The organism is Pseudomonas sp. QD4 (assembly GCF_049199125.1).
Classification (GTDB): domain Bacteria; phylum Pseudomonadota; class Gammaproteobacteria; order Pseudomonadales; family Pseudomonadaceae; genus Aquipseudomonas.
Window position 1 is genome coordinate 380,788 of the sequence record NZ_JBLZOM010000004.1, and the last position, 17,659, is coordinate 398,446.

The window sequence follows — 17,659 nt, forward strand, 5'->3', positions numbered from 1 at the left end:
CGGCAAAAGCGCCATTGTAGCGCGTAGATGCCTGTGTAATGCGCCTGACAATCCCGGCATTACCCAGTCCTTTTGCGTCGTTTCTGGAGCACTGCAACATTTGCACGACCTAAATAGCCGGTTTATCGCCAGTAACATCGCGCCCCGGCCAGCGCTTGGGTACAATTCCAGGCTAATTTGATCGAGTATCGGGAACACTTACATGATCGCTTGCTTGCGGCTGTTTACTGCCCTCTGCCTGGCTACCCTTCTGGTGGCTTGCGCCAGCTCGCCCTCGTCCAGCCTTGGCGAACTTCCACGGACTCCGGACGCCAGCATCGAGCAACTGCTCGAACAGGCCGCCAACAGCAAATCACCCGACAAGGCCGCCCTTCTGCGCCTGAGTGCTGCCGACCTGGCCTATCGCCAGGGCAACGCCGGCCGTTCGGCACAGATTCTTCAGCAAGTGCCTATCGAACAACTCAAACCGGGACAGCAGGTCTTTGCCAGCACCCTTGCAGCAGAACTCGCGATGACCCGCAACCAGCCCAAGGCCGCCCTGGCAGCCCTGAGCCACCCAAGCCTGCAACGCCTCGGCGAATTGCCAGTCGATCAGCAGGTACGCACCGGCACCGTACATGCTCGCGCATTCGAAGCTGACGGCCAGACACTCGCCGCCGCCCGCGAGCGTGTCGTGATTGCGCCCCTGCTCACCGGAGAGGCGGCCAGCAAAAACCATGAAGCCATCTGGGCACTGATCGCCGCCCTGCCAACCGACCAGTTGCAATCCGCCGGCAACGACGACCTCGCCGGGTGGATGAGCCTGGCCCTGGCCGTAAAATCCGCCGGCACCCTGGAGCAACAGCAAGCCGCCATCGATACCTGGCGCGCGCAGAACCCGAAACACCCCGCCGCAATTCAATTGCCGCAACCCCTGATCAAGCTCAAGGAACTGGCCAGCCAACCGCTGTCGAAGATTGCCCTGCTACTGCCGCTGGATGGCCCCTGGGCCGCCTCTGCCAAGGCGCTGCGCGAAGGCTTCATGGCTGCCCACTACCAGGCTCAACAAGCTGGGCAAAATCCGCCAAGCATCGAGTTCTATGACAGCTCGCGCCAGACCTCGCTGGATGACTTCTACCGCAAAGCCCAGGCGGCAGGCGTGCAACTGGTGATCGGCCCGCTGGACAAACAGCAAGTCAAGCAACTGGCTGCTCGCCCGCAATTGCCCATCACCACCCTGGCCCTGAACTACAACGATGGCGATCAGGCCCCGGCTCAGATGTTCCAGTTTGGCCTGGCCCCCGAAGATGAAGCACGCGAAGCTTCGCGCCGCGCCCGTGCTGACGGCCTGCATCGTGCCGCCATCATGATTTCGAAAGGCGATCGCGGCGAGCGCATGCTCAAAGCCTTCCGCCAGGACTGGGAAGCCAACGGCGGCACAGTGGTCGGCGTCGAACGCGTCGACAAACCTGTCGCCCTGGCCCAGCAGATCGCTGACCTGTTTCACCTGCGCCAAAGTGAAGGCCGCGCCAAGAGCCTGCAAAATACCGTAGGCACTCAGGTGGCAGCACAGCCGTCGCGGCGCCAGGACATCGAGTTTATCTTCCTCGATGCCACCCCACTGCAGGCCCAACAGATCAAACCTACGCTGAACTTCCAATACGCAGGCGATGTGCCAGTGTATGCCACCTCGCAGGTTTTCAGCGCCAGCGGCGATCAGGATCAGTACAACGACATGAACGGCGTGCTGTTCTGTGAAACTCCGTGGCTGCTGGACGCCAACGATCCGCTGCGCAAACAAGTGACCGCACAATGGCCACAAGCAGGCGGCAGCCTGGGACGCCTGTTCGCCCTGGGCGTAGACGCCTATCGCCTGGCACCTCGCCTGGGTCAACTCAAGGCACTGCCAGACAGCAGAATCGAAGGTTACAGCGGCAGCCTGAGCATGAGCCCCAACCAGCGAGTCGAACGCCAGCTTCCCTGGGCACAATTTGTAAAAGGCCAGGTTACCCGCCTGCCCGATACTCCACGCTAATGCTCCAACGATCACGCCAGCAAAGCGGACGAGATGCAGAGAGCCATGCGCTCAGGCATCTCCAGCAACAAGGGCTGCGCCTGCTGGCGCAGAACTGGTTGTGCAAACGCGGCGAGCTTGATCTGGTCATGCTTGACGGCGATACAGTAGTATTCGTCGAAGTCCGCTACAGACAACACACGCAATGGGGTGGCGCACTCGGCAGTATCGATGCGCGCAAGCGGCAAAAACTGATACTCGCCGCGCAGTTCTTTCTGCAGAGCGAGCCTCGCTGGTCCAACCACCCCTGCCGTTTTGATGTGGTCGCCATAGACAGCGCCCCAGGCGCCGAACCCGAATTGAACTGGCTACGCAATGCCTTTGACTGCTGACCCAAGCTCTCGGGCACAGCCCATTTTCACCCAACACTTTTGCTCTTTGCTTTGCGAGCTGCACATTCACGTGCCGGAAAGCCGCGCCACTTAAGGTCACACAGATGGACATGCAATCCCGAATTCGCCAGCTTTTTCAGGCCAGTATCGACACCAAGCAACAGGCGATGGACGTACTTGCACCGCACATCGAGCAAGCCAGCCAAGTGATGGTCAATGCCCTGCTCAACGAAGGCAAAATGCTTTCCTGCGGCAACGGCGGTTCTGCCGGCGATGCACAGCATTTCTCTTCGGAGCTGCTCAACCGTTTCGAACGCGAGCGCCCGAGCCTGCCGGCCATAGCACTGACGACCGACAGCTCGACGATCACCTCGATCGCCAACGACTACAGCTACAACGAAATCTTCTCCAAACAGATCCGCGCCTTGGGCCAGCCCGGTGACGTATTGCTGGCGATTTCCACCAGCGGAAACTCGGCGAACATAATTCAGGCAATCCAGGCCGCACATGATCGCGAAATGATTGTCGTAGCAATGACCGGACGTGACGGCGGCGGCATGGCCTCGCTGCTGCTGCCCGAAGACGTTGAAATCCGCGTCCCGGCCAATGTCACCGCACGTATCCAGGAAGTCCACCTGCTGGCGATCCACTGCCTCTGCGACTTGATCGACAGCCAACTGTTCGGGAGTGAAGAATGACCGTTAATCGCCTTAGCCTACTGGCTTTGACCTTGTGCCTCGGTATCAGCGGGTGCAGCTCGGTAATCACCGCGAGCCGTGACACCCCCATCGAGGACGACCGTGGCACCCGCACCTTCGGCAGCAAGATCGACGACTCGCTGATCAAGACCAAGGTTGAAGTCAACGTCGCCCAAGCCGCCCCAGACCTGAAAAACGGCGCATCGCGCATTGGCGTGACCAGCTTCAACGGCGTGGTGCTGCTGGTTGGGCAGACCCCGCGCGAAGACCTCAAGGCACTGGCCGAACAGGCCGCCAGCAGCGTACAGCGCGTGAAGAAAGTGCATAACGAGCTGCAGGTCATGCAACCCATCACCCTGCTGGCCATCAGCAACGATGCGCTGCTGACCACCAAGATCAAGGCGCAGATGATGACCGACAGCAATGTCCCGGACTCGCGCATCAAGATCATCACCGAGAACGGCATCGTCTACCTGATGGGCCTGCTGACCCAACAGGAAGCCTCGCGCGCCAGCGATGTCGTGCAGGGCGTTTCCGGGGTTCAGAAAGTGGTGAAAGTGTTCGAGTACATCGACTGACGCATAAGCGACAGGCACAAAAAAGGCGATCCATCTGGATCGCCTTTTTTATTACCGCTGTATTACTTCACCACTTTCAAGCTGGGCCGACCGCTGGGGCGCGGCGGCTCGCTGTCTGGTGGCGGCATATCATCGTCCGCTTCGATCTCGTCGTCGCCATCCTCATCCAGAGGCGACTCCAGGTCGAACACCATACCCTGGCCATTCTCCCGAGCGTAAATGCCTAGGATGGCTGCTATAGGCACGTACAGGGTGTGCGGCACGCCACCGAAGCGTCCTTCAAAGCTCACCGCGTCGTTATCCATGTGCAGATGACGCACGGCACTCGGCGAAATGTTCAGGACAATCTGTCCATCACTGGCAAAACCTTGTGGCACCTGCACCGCTGGGTAATCGGAATTGACCAGCATGTGCGGGGTGCAATCGTTATCCACAATCCACTCGTAGAGCGCGCGGACCAGATAAGGTCGACTGGAGTTCATAGCGGCTCCTTAAGCCTTAGCGCATGTCGCGTTCGACACCAGACAGACTCGCCTGGAAAGCCTCACGCGCAAACTGGCGCTCCATATAATCAAGCAGCGGCTTGGCTGGCCGCGGCAATTCAATACCCAGGATCGGCAGCCTCCAGAGTATTGGTAATAGGCAGCAATCCACCAGGCTTTGTTCCTCACTGAGGAAAAACGGCTTGTCCGCGAACAGCGGAGAAACCCCGGTCAGGCTCTCGCGCAGCTCTTTACGAGCCTGCACGCGAGCCGCTTCCTTGCTGCGTGAATCCAGAATCAGATCCACCAAACCACACCAATCGCGCTGAATGCGATGAATCAGCAGACGACTATTGGCACGAGCCACCGGATAAACCGGCAGCAAAGGCGGATGCGGGTAACGCTCATCCAAATATTCCATCACGACGGTCGATTCCCACAACGCCAGGTCACGATCGACCAGGGTGGGCAAGCTCCCGTAAGGGTTCACTTCGATCAGCTTCGGCGGCTGACGGCCCGCCTCCACACTAATGATCTCGGCGCTGACACCCTTCTCTGCGAGCACAATGCGTACTCGGTGGGAATAGTGGTCGGCGGGGTCGGAGTAACAGGCCAACCGATTGGTCACGCCCATGGCGATCCTCCTCGCTTGTTGAAATTATCGGGAGCAGAAAAACGAGCGCGCCCAGAGGGCGTCTCCCGTAACTCCTGGATGACCCAGACCGTTACACCTTCAGAGACGCCCTTGGGCGCGCACGATTAACAGCAGTTGCTTACAGCTTTATCAATGAACGTCCTTCCAGTATTCGCGCTTGAGCAAGTAGGCGAATACGAAGAAGAAGGCCAGGTACAACAACACATAAGTGCCGATACGCTGATGCTGCAGTTTTACCGGGTTGGCCGAGTAAGCCAGGAAGGTTACTAGGTTTTTGACCTTCTCGTCGAACTGCTCTTCTGTCAGCGCACCTGTTTTCGGCACGATGGTCAGTTGATCACAGGCTTCGTGAGTCAGCGGGGTCCCGGTCAGCGGGTCATATTGCTTCTTGCCGTCTTCGACAATCTGCACCTGTTTGCAGCCGACGACCTGGCGACCTTGCAGGCCAACCAGCACGTTAGGCATGCCGACGTTCGGGAACACCTTGTTGTTCACACCCCAAGGACGCGCCGGATCTTCGTAGAACGATTTCAGGTAGCCATAGAGCCAGTCGGTACCGCGAACACGAGCCACTAGGGTCAGGTCCGGCGGCGCCGCACCAAACCATGCCTTGGCATCGGAAGGCTGCATGCCGATGCTCATGTGGTCACCGATTTTGGCACCGGTGAACACCAGGTTGCTCAGCATCAGATCATGGGGGATACCCAGGTCATCCGCGACGCGCTCATAGCGTTGGAACTTGGCGCTGTGGCAGCCCATGCAGTAGTTGGCGAACGTACGTGCGCCGTCTTGCATGGCCGCTTTGTCCGAGACGTCGATATCGACTTTTTCCAGCTCAGGACCATGCTCGGCCGCGAAGGACAACATAGGCAAAGCAGCAAGAATCAGTACAGCAAATAGCTTTTTCATCAGCCAGTCACCCTTTCCGGAACCGGTTTGGTCTTCTCGAGCCTGGTGTAGAACGGCATCAGAATGAAGTAGGCGAAGTACAGGAACGTACATACCTGCGACAGCAGCGTACGACCCGGAGTCGGCGCCAGAACACCCAGGACACCCAGGATCACGAACGAGATGCAGAACACCCACAGCCAGATCTTGCTCAGCATGCCCTTGTAGCGCATGGATTTGACCGGACTGCGGTCAAGCCAAGGCAGGACGAAGAGAACAGCGATCGCAGCGCCCATGGCGATGACACCCAGGAGCTTGTCCGGCACCGCACGCAGAATCGCGTAGAACGGCGTGAAGTACCAAACCGGGGCAATGTGCTCAGGGGTCTTGAAGGCGTTAGCCACTTCGAAGTTCGGCTTCTCGAGGAAATAGCCGCCCATTTCCGGGAAGAAGAACACGATGGTGCAGAAGATGAACAGGAACACCACCACGCCGACGATATCTTTCACGGTGTAGTACGGGTGGAAGGCAATGCCGTCCAGCGGTACGCCGTTTTCGTCCTTGTGCTTCTTGATATCCACACCATCCGGGTTGTTCGAGCCGACTTCATGCAACGCCAGCACGTGCAGCACCACCAGGCCGAGAATCACGATCGGCAAGGCCACCACGTGCAACGCGAAGAAGCGGTTCAGGGTAATACCGGAAATCAGGTAGTCACCACGGATCCACTGGGTCAGGTCGTTACCGATGACCGGGATCGCGCCGAACAGCGAGATGATCACCTGGGCGCCCCAGTAGGACATCTGGCCCCAAGGCAGCAGGTAGCCCATGAAGGCCTCTGCCATCAGCGCCAGGTAGATCAGCATGCCGAACAGCCATACCAGCTCCCGCGGCTTCTGGTACGAGCCGTAGAGCAACCCACGGAACATGTGCAGGTAGACCACGATGAAAAACGCCGAGGCGCCGGTGGAGTGCAGCAGGCGCAGGATCGAGCCGTACTCCACGTCACGCATGATGTATTCAACGGAAGCGAACGCCTCCTCCGCCGAAGGGGTGTAGCTCATGGTCAACCACACACCGGTGACGATCTGGTTGACCAGAACCAACAGTGCGAGGGAGCCAAAGAAGTAGAAGAAGTTGAAGTTCTTCGGAGCGTAATACTTGCTGAGATGGTCTTCCCACATTTTGGTCGCGGGAAAGCGTGCATCAACCCAATCCATGAACTTGCTCATCACGCTTTCTCCGTGTCGACGCCGATGACAATGATGTCGTCCGACTCATAGGAATGCGGGGGAACTGGCAGGTTCAAAGGCGCAGGTTGCGACTTGTAGACGCGGCCAGCCAGATCGTAGTGGGAACCGTGGCATGGGCAGAAATAGCCACCCACCCAGTCCTTGCCCAGATCCGCAGGTGCCACCTCTGGACGGAAGGTTGGCGAACAGCCCAGGTGAGTGCAGATACCGATCAGCAGCAGAATCTCTGGCTTGATCGAGCGCACCTCCGGGTCGACGTAGGTTGGCTGTTCCGAATTCTTGGAGTCCGGGTCAGACAGCTGACCCTCGATCTTTTTCAGATTTCCCAGGATTTCCTGCGTACGGCGGACAATGAACACCGGCTGACCGCGCCACTCAGCAATCATCTGCTGACCTGGATCGATTTTGCTGACATTCACTTTCACCGGTGCACCTGCGGCTTTCGCCTTGGCACTGGGAAACCATGACCCCACGAACGGGACCGCAGCCCCCACCGCTCCTGCAGCACCCACCACGGATGTGGCTGCTACAAGGAAGCGACGCCGGCCTGTATTCACGCCGTCATTGCTCATTCAGTCCTCTCCCATCAGCTTTGTGGCCTGTTAAATCAGGCATCTACTAAGTAAAAATCTGAACTTATAAAAATTTTGCCGAATGGTAATGAAAAGCCCCTACTCTGACAAGGTAATTACTAGGCGGACCTAGCGCCAAGCCTTGTAGTATAGGGCCTCTACGGATGTGGCAAGTTGTCACACCAAAAATCTGCGCCCATAAAAAACGCCCAGCTCCGCGAGGAGACTGGGCGTTTTTGAACGCGAGAGCGAATTAACGCTTCGAGTACTGCGGACGCTTACGCGCTTTACGCAGACCAACTTTCTTACGTTCAACTTCACGGGCGTCGCGAGTTACGAAGCCAGCTTTGCGCAGTGCACCGCGCAGAGTTTCGTCGTAGTCCATCAGAGCGCGAGTGATGCCGTGGCGGATTGCGCCAGCTTGACCACTTACACCGCCACCGATAACGGTGACGTAGATGTCGAACTTTTCAACGGTCTCGGTCAATTCCAGCGGCTGACGAACTACCATGCGGGCAGTTTCGCGACCGAAGAAGTTGTCCAGGGAGCGGTTGTTGATCGAGATGTTACCAGTGCCCGGACGCAGGAAAACGCGTGCGGTTGCGGTTTTGCGACGGCCAGTGCCGTAATTTTGAGTCGCCGACATAATGAACTATTCCGTTAAAACTTCAGTTCTTGGGGCTGCTGAGCAGTATGAGGGTGAGCAGCGCCCGCATAGACTTTCAGCTTACGGTACATGTCGCGACCCAGCGGGTTCTTAGGCAGCATGCCTTTGACCGCAGTCTCGATCACGCGCTCAGGGGCTTTAGCGATCAGCTTATCGAAGCTGATGGACTTGATGCCGCCCGGGAAACCGGAGTGGGAGTAGTACATTTTATCGGTGGTTTTAGCACCTGTTACACGGATCTGCTCAGCATTGATAACGACGATGTAGTCGCCGGTGTCAACGTGAGGAGTGTACTCAGGCTTGTGCTTGCCACGCAGACGGCTCGCGATCTCGGTGGCCAGACGACCCAGGGTCTGACCAGCAGCGTCGACGACAAACCAGTCGCGCTTTACTGTTTCCGGTTTAGCAGTAAAAGTTTTCATTCTTTATAGCCTCAGGGGCCGCCCTGTAAATTAGACGGCGGATCTTACTGAATAGTGCGTACTTTGACAAGTCAAAGGCAGCCGGATACAGACGCTATCGGGGGCTCGGGTCAGCGCGTCCGTTCAACGGCAAGATTCTTCGGCAGGCGGCGCATCACTTCCACTGCAGAAAGAGGTGCGCAATTATGCAGATTGCGAAAAAAAATTCAACCTGCTTTTATGATTGTTTTCCCCAAAGGAGTACCCGATGGATTATCGACAGCTGGGCCGAACCGATCTGAATGTGAGCGCGATCTGTCTGGGAACCATGACCTGGGGCGAGCAGAACAGCGAAACCGAGGCCTTTGCCCAGATCGAACGCGCAAAGAGCGCCGGCATCAATTTCATCGACACCGCCGAGATGTACCCGGTACCGCCCAAGGCCGAAACCTACGCCACCACCGAGCGTTACATCGGCAACTGGTTCAAGACCCGCGGCGATCGCGCCGACTGGATCCTGGCCAGCAAGATCGCCGGGCCGGGCAACACCATCGACTACATTCGCGACAAGCAACTCAAGCACAACCGCAAACACATCGTCGAAGCGGTGGACGCCAGCCTCAAGCGCCTGCAGACCGACTGGATCGACCTGTATCAATTGCACTGGCCGGAGCGCAGCACCAACTTTTTCGGCCAGCTCGGCTACAAGCACCAGGCCGATGAAGACTTCACCCCGCTGGAGGAAACCCTCGAAGCCCTGGATGAACAGGTCAAGGCCGGCAAGATCCGCCATATCGGCCTGTCCAACGAAACCCCATGGGGCACCATGAAATTTCTGGCCCTGGCCGAAAGCCGCGGCTGGCCGCGCGCAGTGTCGATCCAGAACCCGTACAACCTGCTCAACCGCAGCTTTGAAGTAGGCCTTGCGGAAATTGCCATTCGCGAACAGTGCGGCCTGTTGGCCTATTCGCCGCTGGCGTTCGGTTTCCTGTCGGGCAAGTACGAGAATGGCGCACGCCCTGCCAAAGGCCGCCTGAGCCTCTACAGCCGCTTCAGTCGCTACTTCAACGCCCAATCGGAAGCTGCCTGCAGCCGCTATGTGGCCCTGGCCCGCGAACACGGCCTGGACCCGGCGCAAATGGCCCTGGCCTTTGTCACGCAGCAGCCATTCGTGACCAGCAACATCATTGGCGCGACCACCCTTGAGCAACTCGACAGCAACATCGCCAGCTTTCAGCTGAAGCTGTCGGACGAGGTCCTGGCCGGGATCGAGGCGATCCACAAGGATCACCCAAACCCCGCCCCTTGAGCCTCACCTGCCTGCGACGGGGAGCGTCCGGCAGCCTGCCGGACCGCGCCAGCCCAATCGCGGGCAGGCCGCCCCTTAAAGGGAACGGGCGATGATCTCTTTCATGATCTCGTTGGTCCCGGCATAAATCCTCTGCACCCGGGCATCGGCCCAAGCCCGGGCCACCGGGTACTCCCACATGAACCCGTAGCCGCCGTGCAACTGCACGCACTCGTCGAGCACCTTGCACTGCAGGTCGGTCCCCCAGTACTTGGCCATGGCCGCCGTGGGCACATCCAGCTTGCCTTGCAGGTGCAACTCCAGGCAGCGATCGACAAACACCCGGCCAATCTGAATTTCGGTCGCCATCTCCGCCAGCTTGAAGCGAGTGTTCTGGAAGTCGGCGATTGCCTTGCCGAAAGCCTTGCGTTCGCGGGTGTAGTCCAGGGTCCACTGCAGCGCCGCCTCGGCCGAGGCCAGGCCGCCGATGGCCACCGTCAGGCGCTCCTGGGGCAATTCCTGCATCAGGTAGGCAAACCCCATCCCGGCCTGGCCCAGCAGGTTTTCCTTGGGTACACGAACATCCTGGAAGAACAGCTCCGAGGTGTCCTGGGCTTTCATCCCGACCTTCTCCAGACGTTTGCCCTTGGAGAAACCCGGCGTGCTGGCCTCCACCAGGAACAGGCTGGTGCCCTTGGCGCCAGCCTTGGGATCGGTCTTGGCCACCACAATCACCAGATCGGCGAGAAAACCGTTGGTGATAAAGGTCTTCGAGCCATTGATGACATATTCATCGCCCTCCAGCACAGCCGTGGTCTTCACCCCCTGCAAGTCGGAACCCGCACCTGGCTCAGTCATGGCAATCGCCGTGACCATCTCGCCCGAGACCAGCTTTGGCAGGTATTTGTGCTTCAGTGCCTCACTGCCGTAATGCAGGATGTAGGGCGCGACAATATCCGAGTGCAGGGAAAAACCGATGCCCGTCAGCCCCAGGCGCCCTACCTCTTCGATAACCACGGCGCTGTACAGAAAGTCGGCATCCAGGCCGCCGTACACCTCGGGAATGTGCGAGCACAACATCCCCGCCTCACCCGCCTTGTTCCACAGCTGGCGATCGATATAGCCCTGCTTTTCCCACTCGCCGTGAAACGGCACGGCTTCCTTTTCCAGGAAGGTGCGCACGCTGTCGCGAAAGAGTTCGTGGTCGGAATTGAACAAGGTTCTGGGGATCATGCAGCCACCTGTGATTATTGTTGATTGGATAAGGCTCAAAGAGCCTAAGCCGCGACCTCACGACAGGACACTGGACACATCCGACAAAAAATAAGACGATCCAGCCGTCTGGTGACCACTTTCCCCTATAAGAACAATTGAATTTATGTCTAACCAAACCTCTACGCCCTTGCGGCGCGTCAGCATCCTGGCTATCGACCGGGTTTTCGCCTCTACCCTCATGCAAGCCAAAGACTTCTTCCACTTGGCCAGCCTGCGCTATGGCAAACAGCTTGGCCAAGGCCTGACCCCGGCGTTCGAGACCCGCCTGGTCAGCCCCGATGGCAAGCCGGTATGCAGCTTCAGCGATGTGATCATGCCGGTGGACGGCGGCCTGGAAGATACCGATGTGATCATCCTCCCGGCCTTCTGGGATGATTTCGAATCCCTGTGCCAACGCTACCCACAAATCCTGCCCTGGCTGCGCCAGCAGCATGCCCGCGGCGCCGTACTCTGCGGCGAAGCCACCGGAGTGTTCTGGCTGGCCGAAGCCGGCCTGCTCGATGGCAAGGAGGCCACCACCTACTGGCGCTTCTTCAATGCCTTCAGCGAACGCTTCCCCAAGGTCCAGCTCAATCAGGACAAGCACCTGACCGACGCCGACAACTTGTACTGCGCCGGCGGCACCACCTCAGCCTGCGACTTGTACATCTACCTGATCGAGCGCTTCTGCGGCGCTAACGTGGCCCAGGCCGTGGCGCGCGACATTCTGTATGAGGTGCAGCGCAACTATGCCCCGGGGCGCATCGGCTTCGGCGGCCAGAAACTGCATCAGGACGTGATCATCCTGCAGATCCAGCACTGGCTCGAGGAACACTTCGCCGACAAATTCCGATTCGAAGACGTGGCACGGGAACACGGCATGAGCATCCGCAACTTCATGCGCCGCTTCCAGACCGCCACCGGCGACAAGCCCCTGCATTACCTGCAACGGCTGCGCATCGAAACCGCCAAGGGCTTGCTCTCTGGCACCCGCAAAAGCATCAAGACCATCAGTTACGAGGTGGGCTACGACGATGCGAGCTTCTTTGCCCGCCTGTTCCGCCAGCACACCGAACTGTCGCCCAACCAGTACCGACAGCAGTTCCAGCAACAAGCCGCATAAATGAAAAAGGGCCTGCAATGTGCAGGCCCTTCTTGTATGCGGCAGCAACCTACGGTTTGTGCGCCCGCGAGAGGAACTCGTGGGATTGCATCTCCAGCAGCCGGCTAAGGGTGCGCTGGAACTCGAAGTTCAGGCGACCGCCGGTGTACAGGTCCTTGAGCTCGACCTCGGCCGAGATGATCAGCTTGACGTTGCGGTCGTAGAATTCGTCGACCATGTTGATAAAGCGCCGGGCAATATCGTCAGTGGTCACACTCATCTGCTCGACGCCGCTGAGCAGCACCGCGTGGAAAATCTTGCCCAGCTCGATGTAATCGTTCTGGCTACGCGGGCCGTCGCACAACTCGCGGAAATCAAACCAGGCCACGTCATCACAGGTGCGCAAGGCACGGATTTCGCGGTTCTCGATTATCAGCACGTCGTTTTCCACCGCCTGGGTGCATTCCGGCGTGAGGGCGCGGAAGCTCTTGCGCAGGCTTTCCTGAGCCACTTCGTCCAGCGGGAAGTGGAACAGCTCGGCTTGTTCGAGGTGCCGCAGGCGATAGTCGACGCCACTGTCGACGTTGACGATCTCGGTGTTCTGCTTGATCAAGGCGATGGCTGGCAGGAAGCGCGCACGCTGCAGGCCGTCCTTGTACAAACCGTCGGGCACGATGTTCGAGGTTGCAACCAGGGTCACGCCGTTGCGGAACAGCTCTTCCATCAGGGTGCCGAGGATCATGGCATCGGTGATGTCGGAGACGAAGAATTCATCGAAGCAGATCACCCGCGACTCATCGGAAAAACGCTTGGCGATGATGGTCAGCGGGTTCTTTTCGCCGCCCAGGGTCTTCATCTCTTCGTGCACACGCTTCATGAAACGGTGAAAGTGCGTGCGGGTTTTTTCCTTGAACGGCAAGGCTTCGAAAAAGGTGTCGACCAGATAGGTCTTGCCGCGACCGACGCCACCCCAGAAATACAGACCTTTGACCGGCGTCTGATCCTTCTTGCCAAACAGTTTGCCCAACAGCCCCGGCTTGTTTTGCGAAGCCGCGACCAGATCGTCGTACAGGCGCTGCAAATGGCGTACGGCAGTTTCCTGCGCCGCGTCGTGGAAGAAGTCAGGGCGTTTCAGATCAGCTTGATATCGTTCTAGGGGCGTCATAATTCGTTAGCAAGGCAACAAAAACGGGCCGTCACTGTAGCGACGGCCCTGGGGAATGGCAATCAGCCCTTGGTCGGGAAGATTCCGATTAGTCCTGCGCGGGGGTCAGAGCAATCCGCAGTTCCGCGATGGCCGCATCACGCGCGCCCACATCGGCAAAAGCCGGGCTGTCAGCTACATGTTCGCCGCCCAGCCACAGGCTGAAGCTCAGCGCATCGCTGCGCACATCCAGTGCCTGGCCCGACTGCAACTGCTTGGTCGCAGCGCCTGCGGCCTTGCCGTCGGCAAAGTTGCGCGACAGCAGCAACTGCTCACCGTCCGCCGCCAGCAGGCGGAAGCGGAAGCTACCGTCGTCTTCACGGAAGCTGACAAATCTTGCGGCCTTGGCGGCTTTTTTCTTACCGGTTGCTGCGACTTGTACCTGGTTTACAAAGGAACGCAGGCCGACGGCTTCACGCAACTCGTTCAGGAACGGCGTGGCCACGGCGCGGGCTTTCCTGGCGCCGATTTGCAGGATGTCTTCCAGGTCCGACGGGCGCTCGATCAACTGGTGATAGCGCTCGCGAGCCTCACCCAGCTCGCCGTCCAGCAATTGGAACAGACGGTTCTTGGCTTCACCCCAACCCAGGCCCTGCAGCAGTTCGCCACGGAATTCGTCCGCCTGCGCGGGCGTGGCGAAGGCCTGGAACAACGTGAACAGGTGCGAGTTGTCCGGATCCTTGGCTTCGCCCGGGGCGCGGGAGTCGGTGACGATGCGCGAGATGGCGTCCTTCATGTCCTTGGCGCTGGTGAACAACGGGATGGTGTTGTCATAGCTCTTGGACATCTTGCGACCGTCGAGGCCGGGCAAGGTGGCGACACTTTCTTCAATCAGCGCCTCGGGCATGGTGAAGAATTCTTTGCCCTGTCCGAACAGATGGTTGAAGCGCTGGCCGATGTCGCGGGCCATTTCCACGTGCTGAATCTGATCGCGACCCACCGGCACTTTGTGCGCATTGAACATCAGGATGTCCGCCGCCATCAGCACTGGGTAGCTGTAGAGGCCCATGGTGATACCGGCATCCGGGTCTTCACCGGACTCGACATTCTTGTCCACCGACGCCTTGTAGGCATGCGCACGGTTGAGCAGGCCCTTGGCCGCAACGCAGGTCAGCAGCCAGGTCAGCTCGGGGATTTCCGGGATGTCCGACTGGCGATAAAAAGTCACGCGCTCCACATCCAGGCCACCGGCCAGCCAGGTCGCGGCGATTTCCAGGCGCGAGCGCTGGATGCGCAGCGGGTCATCGCACTTGATCAGGGCGTGGTAGTCGGCCAGGAAGTAGAACGAATCGGCATTGCTGTCGCGGCTGGCAAGGATCGCCGGACGGATGGCACCTGCGTAGTTGCCCAGGTGCGGCGTGCCGGTGGTGGTGATGCCGGTAAGGATGCGCGTACGAGTAGTCATGGGTAATCGCTTATCAGACAGCTATCAATTCGAGAGACGCGGCAGCACCAGATCTTTCAGATCGGTGAGCTTGCCATGAAAAAAGTGTCCGCATTCTGCCACTTTCAGCAGCTCATGGGGGCGCTTGAGCGCGGCGGACCAGTCATAGACGGTTTGCGGGTCGATGACTTCGTCGGTTTCCGGCTGGATAAGGGTCAGTGGGCAGGCTTGGGGCAACTGGTCGGCATCGCTCAGGCGCATAACCGCAGCGGCCACCATGAACAGGTGCTTGAGCTGCTCACCACCGGCTTCCAGGCGGCCGCCAAGGCTGGCCGCGACAAAACCGCCGAAGGAGAAGCCGAGCAGCGTCATCGGCAGCTCGGGGTGCTTGGCCCGCAACCACCGGGCTGCGGCCTGGGCGTCGTCAACTTCACCAGTGCCCATGTCATGGGTGCCTGCGCTTGCACCCACTCCCCGATAGTTGAAACGCAAGGTAATCAACCCGGCATCGCGTGCGGTGCGCTGTAACGTCGACACCACCTTATTGAGCATGGTGCCGCCCTGTACCGGGTTGGGGTGACAGATCAGCGCCACGCCACGGGCATCGGGCACATCCAGATACAGGGCTTCCAGTTGGCCGACAGGGCCATCAATCACTACAGGGGTTTCACGCATTAGCAAGGAAGGAACTCCGTGACCTCGAAGGGGGTCGACTCGTCTAGCAAATTGTCTGTGCCAATCTATTGCGAGTGAATCGCGGTATACAGCGCAGGTTCGAGCCGTTAACGTAAAGCAAAGCCGTTTATAGAGGAAGGACTCGTGGAACACTCGCTCTTAGTTTGGTTGTTGCCGACTCTTGCCCTGGTTGCCGGTGTCGCCATTGGATTTCTGGTCGCTCGCCTGCTGCCGAATGCCGCGCCTAACCGCACGCAACGTCAGCTGGATGATATTCAGGAACGTTTTGACAATTATCAGAACGAAGTGGTCACCCACTTCAACAGCACCGCAACCCTGGTGAAAAAGCTCACTCAGAGCTATCAGGAAGTGCAAGACCATCTCGCCGAGGGTGCCAACCGCCTGGCCCTGGACGAACTGACTCGCCAACGCCTGCTGGCCGCCCTGCACTCCGACTCGGTACAGGCTCCACGGGAGCGCCTGACACCTCCGCGCGACCAGGAACCACCGCGCGACTACGCCCCAAAAACACCCAATGCCCCCGGCATGCTCGATGAGCATTACGGTCTGAGAAAGTAAGACTCGGACACTAAAAAGCCCGCCCGCTCCTCAATGGAACGGGCGGGCTTTTTTATGCCTCGCCGGTACTCAAGCGCGCACTCAGTACTGCTGGTATTGCTGCCCTTGCTGGCCCGGCTGCTGATACTGCTGGCCAGGAATCGCCTTGAGGTTGACCTCGACTCGACGGTTCTGCGCGCGACCGTTGACATCGGCGTTGCTGGCAATCGGGTTGTCGGGGCCGGCACCGCGCGCCGACAGGTTGGCACCGCTGACACCTTGCGAGGTCAGGTAGGTCGCTACGCTCTGTGCACGACGCTGAGACAGATCCATGTTGTGCTGACGGCTGCCGGTGCTGTCGGTGTAGCCGACAATCTCGATCTGATTCTGGTTGAACTCACGCAGCGAGTTGGCCAGGTTGTTCAGCGGCTGATAGAAGCTGGGGGCGATGTTCGCCGAATCGGTGGCGAAGGTAATGTTGCCCGGCATGATCAGCTTGATCTGATCGCCCTGGCGCTGCACTTCAACCCCCGTATTGGCCATGCTGGCGCGCAGTTTCTTTTCCTGCTGGTCGGCGTAGTAGCCATAACCCGCAGCGGAAGCCCCCACTACGGCGGCACCAATCAGCGCGCCCTTGCCACGGTTATTGTGATCGATGGCGGCACCGGCCAAGGCGCCCGCCAAGGCACCGAGACCGCCGTATTTCGCAGTCTTGCTCATGCCCGTGGAACCGTCGGCCTGCCCCTGGTTGTCATACGGATTAGGCGAAGCACAGCCAGACAACAAGGCCACAGCGGTAGCGGCAATAATTAAACGACGCGAGGTGAACATGGAAAGCTCCTACTTTTTGCATTCTGTGGTGCAGCGGACGTTGGCAATGGACCTTTGCTGGCGTTGGAACGCGACAAATGGCAAAAATTCCATCAACACCCCTGCAAAACATCAGGCCCGAACAAAGGGATTTTCACGCATCTCATCGCCCAGGCGGGTGTCTGGACCATGCCCGGTCACCACCGTCGCCTCTTCATCGAGGGTGTACAGACGCTGCTTGATCGAACGCACGATGGTGGCCTGATCGCCGCCCCATAAGTCCGTACGCCCGACCCCACGCTTGAACAGGGTGTCACCGGCAATCAACAGCTTAGCCTCAGAAAACCAAAAGCTCATGGAACCTGGCGTATGCCCCGGCGTGTGCAGCGCCACGCCACAGCCACAGGCCAACTCCTCATCATCGGCCAGCCAGCGATCCGGCGCCGGCACGGGCGTGTAAGGCACGCCAAACATGCTGCATTGCATCTCCAGGTTGTCCCAGAGGAACTGGTCCTCCTTGTGCAGATGCAGGGTCGCGCCGGTCTTTTCCTTCAACTGCCCCGAGGCCAGGAAATGATCCAGGTGAGCATGGGTATGGATGATGCTCACCACCTTGAGACCCAAGGCATCGAGCCGCGCCAGAATCAGCTCATGATTGCCGCCAGGATCGACGACGATCGCTTTTTTCGTGACCGGATCGCCGATGATCGTGCAGTTGCACTGCAAAGGACCGACGGGGAAGGTTTCGCGGATGAGCAAGGGCTTTGAGGCTTCCATGGGTGTTCCTGTAAAGTTAATGGCACAT

20 protein-coding genes are annotated in these 17,659 nt (G+C 59.0%); 7 read left to right on the top strand and 13 right to left on the bottom strand.

Annotated features, from left to right (window positions below; genetic code table 11):
- Nucleotides 1-202: 202 nt before the first annotated feature.
- The 4 genes from ACOZJV_RS24790 (at nt 203) to ACOZJV_RS24805 (ending at nt 3,661) form a co-directional block, all read left to right on the top strand.
- Complete coding sequence (locus ACOZJV_RS24790; RefSeq protein ID WP_421548719.1) at nt 203-2,014, top strand: penicillin-binding protein activator; 1,812 nt, start codon at nt 203-205, stop codon at nt 2,012-2,014.
- Nucleotides 2,014-2,385: a YraN family protein gene (locus ACOZJV_RS24795; RefSeq protein WP_421548720.1), complete on the top strand. Its 372-nt coding sequence runs from the start codon at nt 2,014-2,016 to the stop codon at nt 2,383-2,385. Before ACOZJV_RS24790 ends, ACOZJV_RS24795 begins: the two co-directional genes overlap by 1 nt.
- 104 nt (nt 2,386-2,489) lie before the next feature.
- Complete coding sequence (locus tag ACOZJV_RS24800; protein ID WP_020297558.1) at nt 2,490-3,083, top strand: phosphoheptose isomerase; 594 nt, start codon at nt 2,490-2,492, stop codon at nt 3,081-3,083.
- On the top strand, nt 3,080-3,661 hold the full coding sequence (locus ACOZJV_RS24805; protein WP_078472404.1) for a BON domain-containing protein: 582 nt from the start codon (nt 3,080-3,082) through the stop codon (nt 3,659-3,661). Before ACOZJV_RS24800 ends, ACOZJV_RS24805 begins: the two co-directional genes overlap by 4 nt.
- Before the next feature lie 62 nt (nt 3,662-3,723).
- Here the strand turns inward: ACOZJV_RS24805 and ACOZJV_RS24810 are convergent, their stop codons facing one another.
- From ACOZJV_RS24810 to rplM, 7 genes are all read right to left on the bottom strand, one after another.
- Entirely contained in the window at nt 3,724-4,143 is a 420-nt protein-coding gene (locus ACOZJV_RS24810) for a ClpXP protease specificity-enhancing factor (RefSeq protein ID WP_020297560.1), read from the bottom strand.
- A 16-nt stretch (nt 4,144-4,159) separates the two neighbouring features.
- The gene (locus tag ACOZJV_RS24815; RefSeq protein ID WP_020297561.1) at nt 4,160-4,777 is read right to left on the bottom strand and encodes a glutathione S-transferase N-terminal domain-containing protein; all 618 of its coding nucleotides are present in this window, start codon (nt 4,775-4,777) and stop codon (nt 4,160-4,162) included.
- A 150-nt stretch (nt 4,778-4,927) separates the two neighbouring features.
- Nucleotides 4,928-5,707 carry a cytochrome c1 gene (locus tag ACOZJV_RS24820; RefSeq protein WP_020297562.1) on the bottom strand — a complete coding sequence of 260 codons (780 nt, stop codon included), beginning with the start codon at nt 5,705-5,707 and terminating at the stop codon, nt 4,928-4,930.
- The gene (locus ACOZJV_RS24825) at nt 5,707-6,918 is read right to left on the bottom strand and encodes a cytochrome b (protein WP_020297563.1); all 1,212 of its coding nucleotides are present in this window, start codon (nt 6,916-6,918) and stop codon (nt 5,707-5,709) included. Before ACOZJV_RS24825 ends, ACOZJV_RS24820 begins: the two co-directional genes overlap by 1 nt.
- Nucleotides 6,918-7,511, bottom strand: a complete 594-nt coding sequence (gene petA / locus ACOZJV_RS24830; RefSeq protein WP_020297564.1) for a ubiquinol-cytochrome c reductase iron-sulfur subunit — start codon at nt 7,509-7,511, stop codon at nt 6,918-6,920. The genes ACOZJV_RS24825 and petA overlap by 1 nt, the downstream gene beginning before the upstream one ends.
- Before the next feature lie 253 nt (nt 7,512-7,764).
- Nucleotides 7,765-8,157, bottom strand: a complete 393-nt coding sequence (rpsI, locus tag ACOZJV_RS24835; protein WP_003205364.1) for a 30S ribosomal protein S9 — start codon at nt 8,155-8,157, stop codon at nt 7,765-7,767.
- A gap of 14 nt (nt 8,158-8,171) precedes the next feature.
- Nucleotides 8,172-8,600: a 50S ribosomal protein L13 gene (rplM, locus tag ACOZJV_RS24840; protein ID WP_020297565.1), complete on the bottom strand. Its 429-nt coding sequence runs from the start codon at nt 8,598-8,600 to the stop codon at nt 8,172-8,174.
- A 247-nt stretch (nt 8,601-8,847) separates the two neighbouring features.
- Between rplM and ACOZJV_RS24845 the strand changes: the two genes are divergently transcribed.
- Complete coding sequence (locus ACOZJV_RS24845; RefSeq protein ID WP_421548721.1) at nt 8,848-9,888, top strand: NADP(H)-dependent aldo-keto reductase; 1,041 nt, start codon at nt 8,848-8,850, stop codon at nt 9,886-9,888.
- Between the two features lie 75 nt (nt 9,889-9,963).
- Here the strand turns inward: ACOZJV_RS24845 and ACOZJV_RS24850 are convergent, their stop codons facing one another.
- Nucleotides 9,964-11,100 (bottom strand): acyl-CoA dehydrogenase family protein, encoded by a 1,137-nt coding sequence (locus ACOZJV_RS24850; RefSeq protein ID WP_078472406.1) that lies wholly within the window; start codon nt 11,098-11,100, stop codon nt 9,964-9,966.
- Nucleotides 11,101-11,344: 244 nt separating this feature from the next.
- Here ACOZJV_RS24850 and ACOZJV_RS24855 point away from each other — a divergent pair, with 244 nt between their 5' ends.
- On the top strand, nt 11,345-12,244 hold the full coding sequence (locus ACOZJV_RS24855) for a GlxA family transcriptional regulator (RefSeq protein ID WP_177326784.1): 900 nt from the start codon (nt 11,345-11,347) through the stop codon (nt 12,242-12,244).
- A gap of 49 nt (nt 12,245-12,293) precedes the next feature.
- On the opposite strand, the gene zapE is transcribed toward ACOZJV_RS24855, so the two are convergent.
- The 3 genes from zapE to ACOZJV_RS24870 all read right to left on the bottom strand — a co-directional run bounded on the left by zapE (nt 12,294) and on the right by ACOZJV_RS24870 (nt 15,486).
- Nucleotides 12,294-13,388, bottom strand: coding sequence for a cell division protein ZapE (zapE, locus tag ACOZJV_RS24860; protein WP_020297569.1), 1,095 nt, complete (start codon nt 13,386-13,388; stop codon nt 12,294-12,296).
- Nucleotides 13,389-13,476: 88 nt separating this feature from the next.
- Entirely contained in the window at nt 13,477-14,832 is a 1,356-nt protein-coding gene (locus ACOZJV_RS24865; protein WP_421548722.1) for a tryptophan--tRNA ligase, read from the bottom strand.
- Between the two features lie 24 nt (nt 14,833-14,856).
- Complete coding sequence (locus ACOZJV_RS24870) at nt 14,857-15,486, bottom strand: alpha/beta hydrolase (protein WP_421548805.1); 630 nt, start codon at nt 15,484-15,486, stop codon at nt 14,857-14,859.
- A gap of 144 nt (nt 15,487-15,630) precedes the next feature.
- On the opposite strand from ACOZJV_RS24870, the gene ACOZJV_RS24875 reads away from it, so the two are divergent.
- Nucleotides 15,631-16,065: a YhcB family protein gene (locus tag ACOZJV_RS24875; RefSeq protein ID WP_020297572.1), complete on the top strand. Its 435-nt coding sequence runs from the start codon at nt 15,631-15,633 to the stop codon at nt 16,063-16,065.
- A gap of 81 nt (nt 16,066-16,146) precedes the next feature.
- Here ACOZJV_RS24875 and ACOZJV_RS24880 read toward each other — a convergent pair whose 3' ends face one another.
- Entirely contained in the window at nt 16,147-16,875 is a 729-nt protein-coding gene (locus ACOZJV_RS24880; RefSeq protein ID WP_078472409.1) for an OmpA family protein, read from the bottom strand.
- A 111-nt stretch (nt 16,876-16,986) separates the two neighbouring features.
- The gene (locus ACOZJV_RS24885) at nt 16,987-17,631 is read right to left on the bottom strand and encodes an MBL fold metallo-hydrolase (RefSeq protein ID WP_421548723.1); all 645 of its coding nucleotides are present in this window, start codon (nt 17,629-17,631) and stop codon (nt 16,987-16,989) included.
- Nucleotides 17,632-17,659 lie beyond the last annotated feature (28 nt).

What these genes read in the sequence shown, in the direction of transcription:
- petA (WP_020297564.1), bottom strand. Translation starts at nt 7,511, where the DNA reads ATGAGCAATGACGGCGTGAATACAGGCCGGCGTCGCTTCCTTGTAGCA.
- ACOZJV_RS24795 (WP_421548720.1), top strand. Translation starts at nt 2,014, where the DNA reads ATGCTCCAACGATCACGCCAGCAAAGCGGACGAGATGCAGAGAGCCAT.
- ACOZJV_RS24820 (WP_020297562.1), bottom strand. Translation starts at nt 5,707, where the DNA reads ATGAAAAAGCTATTTGCTGTACTGATTCTTGCTGCTTTGCCTATGTTG.
- ACOZJV_RS24870 (WP_421548805.1), bottom strand. Translation starts at nt 15,486, where the DNA reads ATGCGTGAAACCCCTGTAGTGATTGATGGCCCTGTCGGCCAACTGGAA.
- ACOZJV_RS24850 (WP_078472406.1), bottom strand. Translation starts at nt 11,100, where the DNA reads ATGATCCCCAGAACCTTGTTCAATTCCGACCACGAACTCTTTCGCGAC.
- ACOZJV_RS24825 (WP_020297563.1), bottom strand. Translation starts at nt 6,918, where the DNA reads ATGAGCAAGTTCATGGATTGGGTTGATGCACGCTTTCCCGCGACCAAA.
- ACOZJV_RS24865 (WP_421548722.1), bottom strand. Translation starts at nt 14,832, where the DNA reads ATGACTACTCGTACGCGCATCCTTACCGGCATCACCACCACCGGCACG.
- ACOZJV_RS24790 (WP_421548719.1), top strand. Translation starts at nt 203, where the DNA reads ATGATCGCTTGCTTGCGGCTGTTTACTGCCCTCTGCCTGGCTACCCTT.
- ACOZJV_RS24845 (WP_421548721.1), top strand. Translation starts at nt 8,848, where the DNA reads ATGGATTATCGACAGCTGGGCCGAACCGATCTGAATGTGAGCGCGATC.
- zapE (WP_020297569.1), bottom strand. Translation starts at nt 13,388, where the DNA reads ATGACGCCCCTAGAACGATATCAAGCTGATCTGAAACGCCCTGACTTC.
- ACOZJV_RS24810 (WP_020297560.1), bottom strand. Translation starts at nt 4,143, where the DNA reads ATGAACTCCAGTCGACCTTATCTGGTCCGCGCGCTCTACGAGTGGATT.
- rpsI (WP_003205364.1), bottom strand. Translation starts at nt 8,157, where the DNA reads ATGTCGGCGACTCAAAATTACGGCACTGGCCGTCGCAAAACCGCAACC.
- ACOZJV_RS24815 (WP_020297561.1), bottom strand. Translation starts at nt 4,777, where the DNA reads ATGGGCGTGACCAATCGGTTGGCCTGTTACTCCGACCCCGCCGACCAC.
- ACOZJV_RS24800 (WP_020297558.1), top strand. Translation starts at nt 2,490, where the DNA reads ATGGACATGCAATCCCGAATTCGCCAGCTTTTTCAGGCCAGTATCGAC.
- ACOZJV_RS24885 (WP_421548723.1), bottom strand. Translation starts at nt 17,631, where the DNA reads ATGGAAGCCTCAAAGCCCTTGCTCATCCGCGAAACCTTCCCCGTCGGT.
- rplM (WP_020297565.1), bottom strand. Translation starts at nt 8,600, where the DNA reads ATGAAAACTTTTACTGCTAAACCGGAAACAGTAAAGCGCGACTGGTTT.
- ACOZJV_RS24880 (WP_078472409.1), bottom strand. Translation starts at nt 16,875, where the DNA reads ATGTTCACCTCGCGTCGTTTAATTATTGCCGCTACCGCTGTGGCCTTG.
- ACOZJV_RS24805 (WP_078472404.1), top strand. Translation starts at nt 3,080, where the DNA reads ATGACCGTTAATCGCCTTAGCCTACTGGCTTTGACCTTGTGCCTCGGT.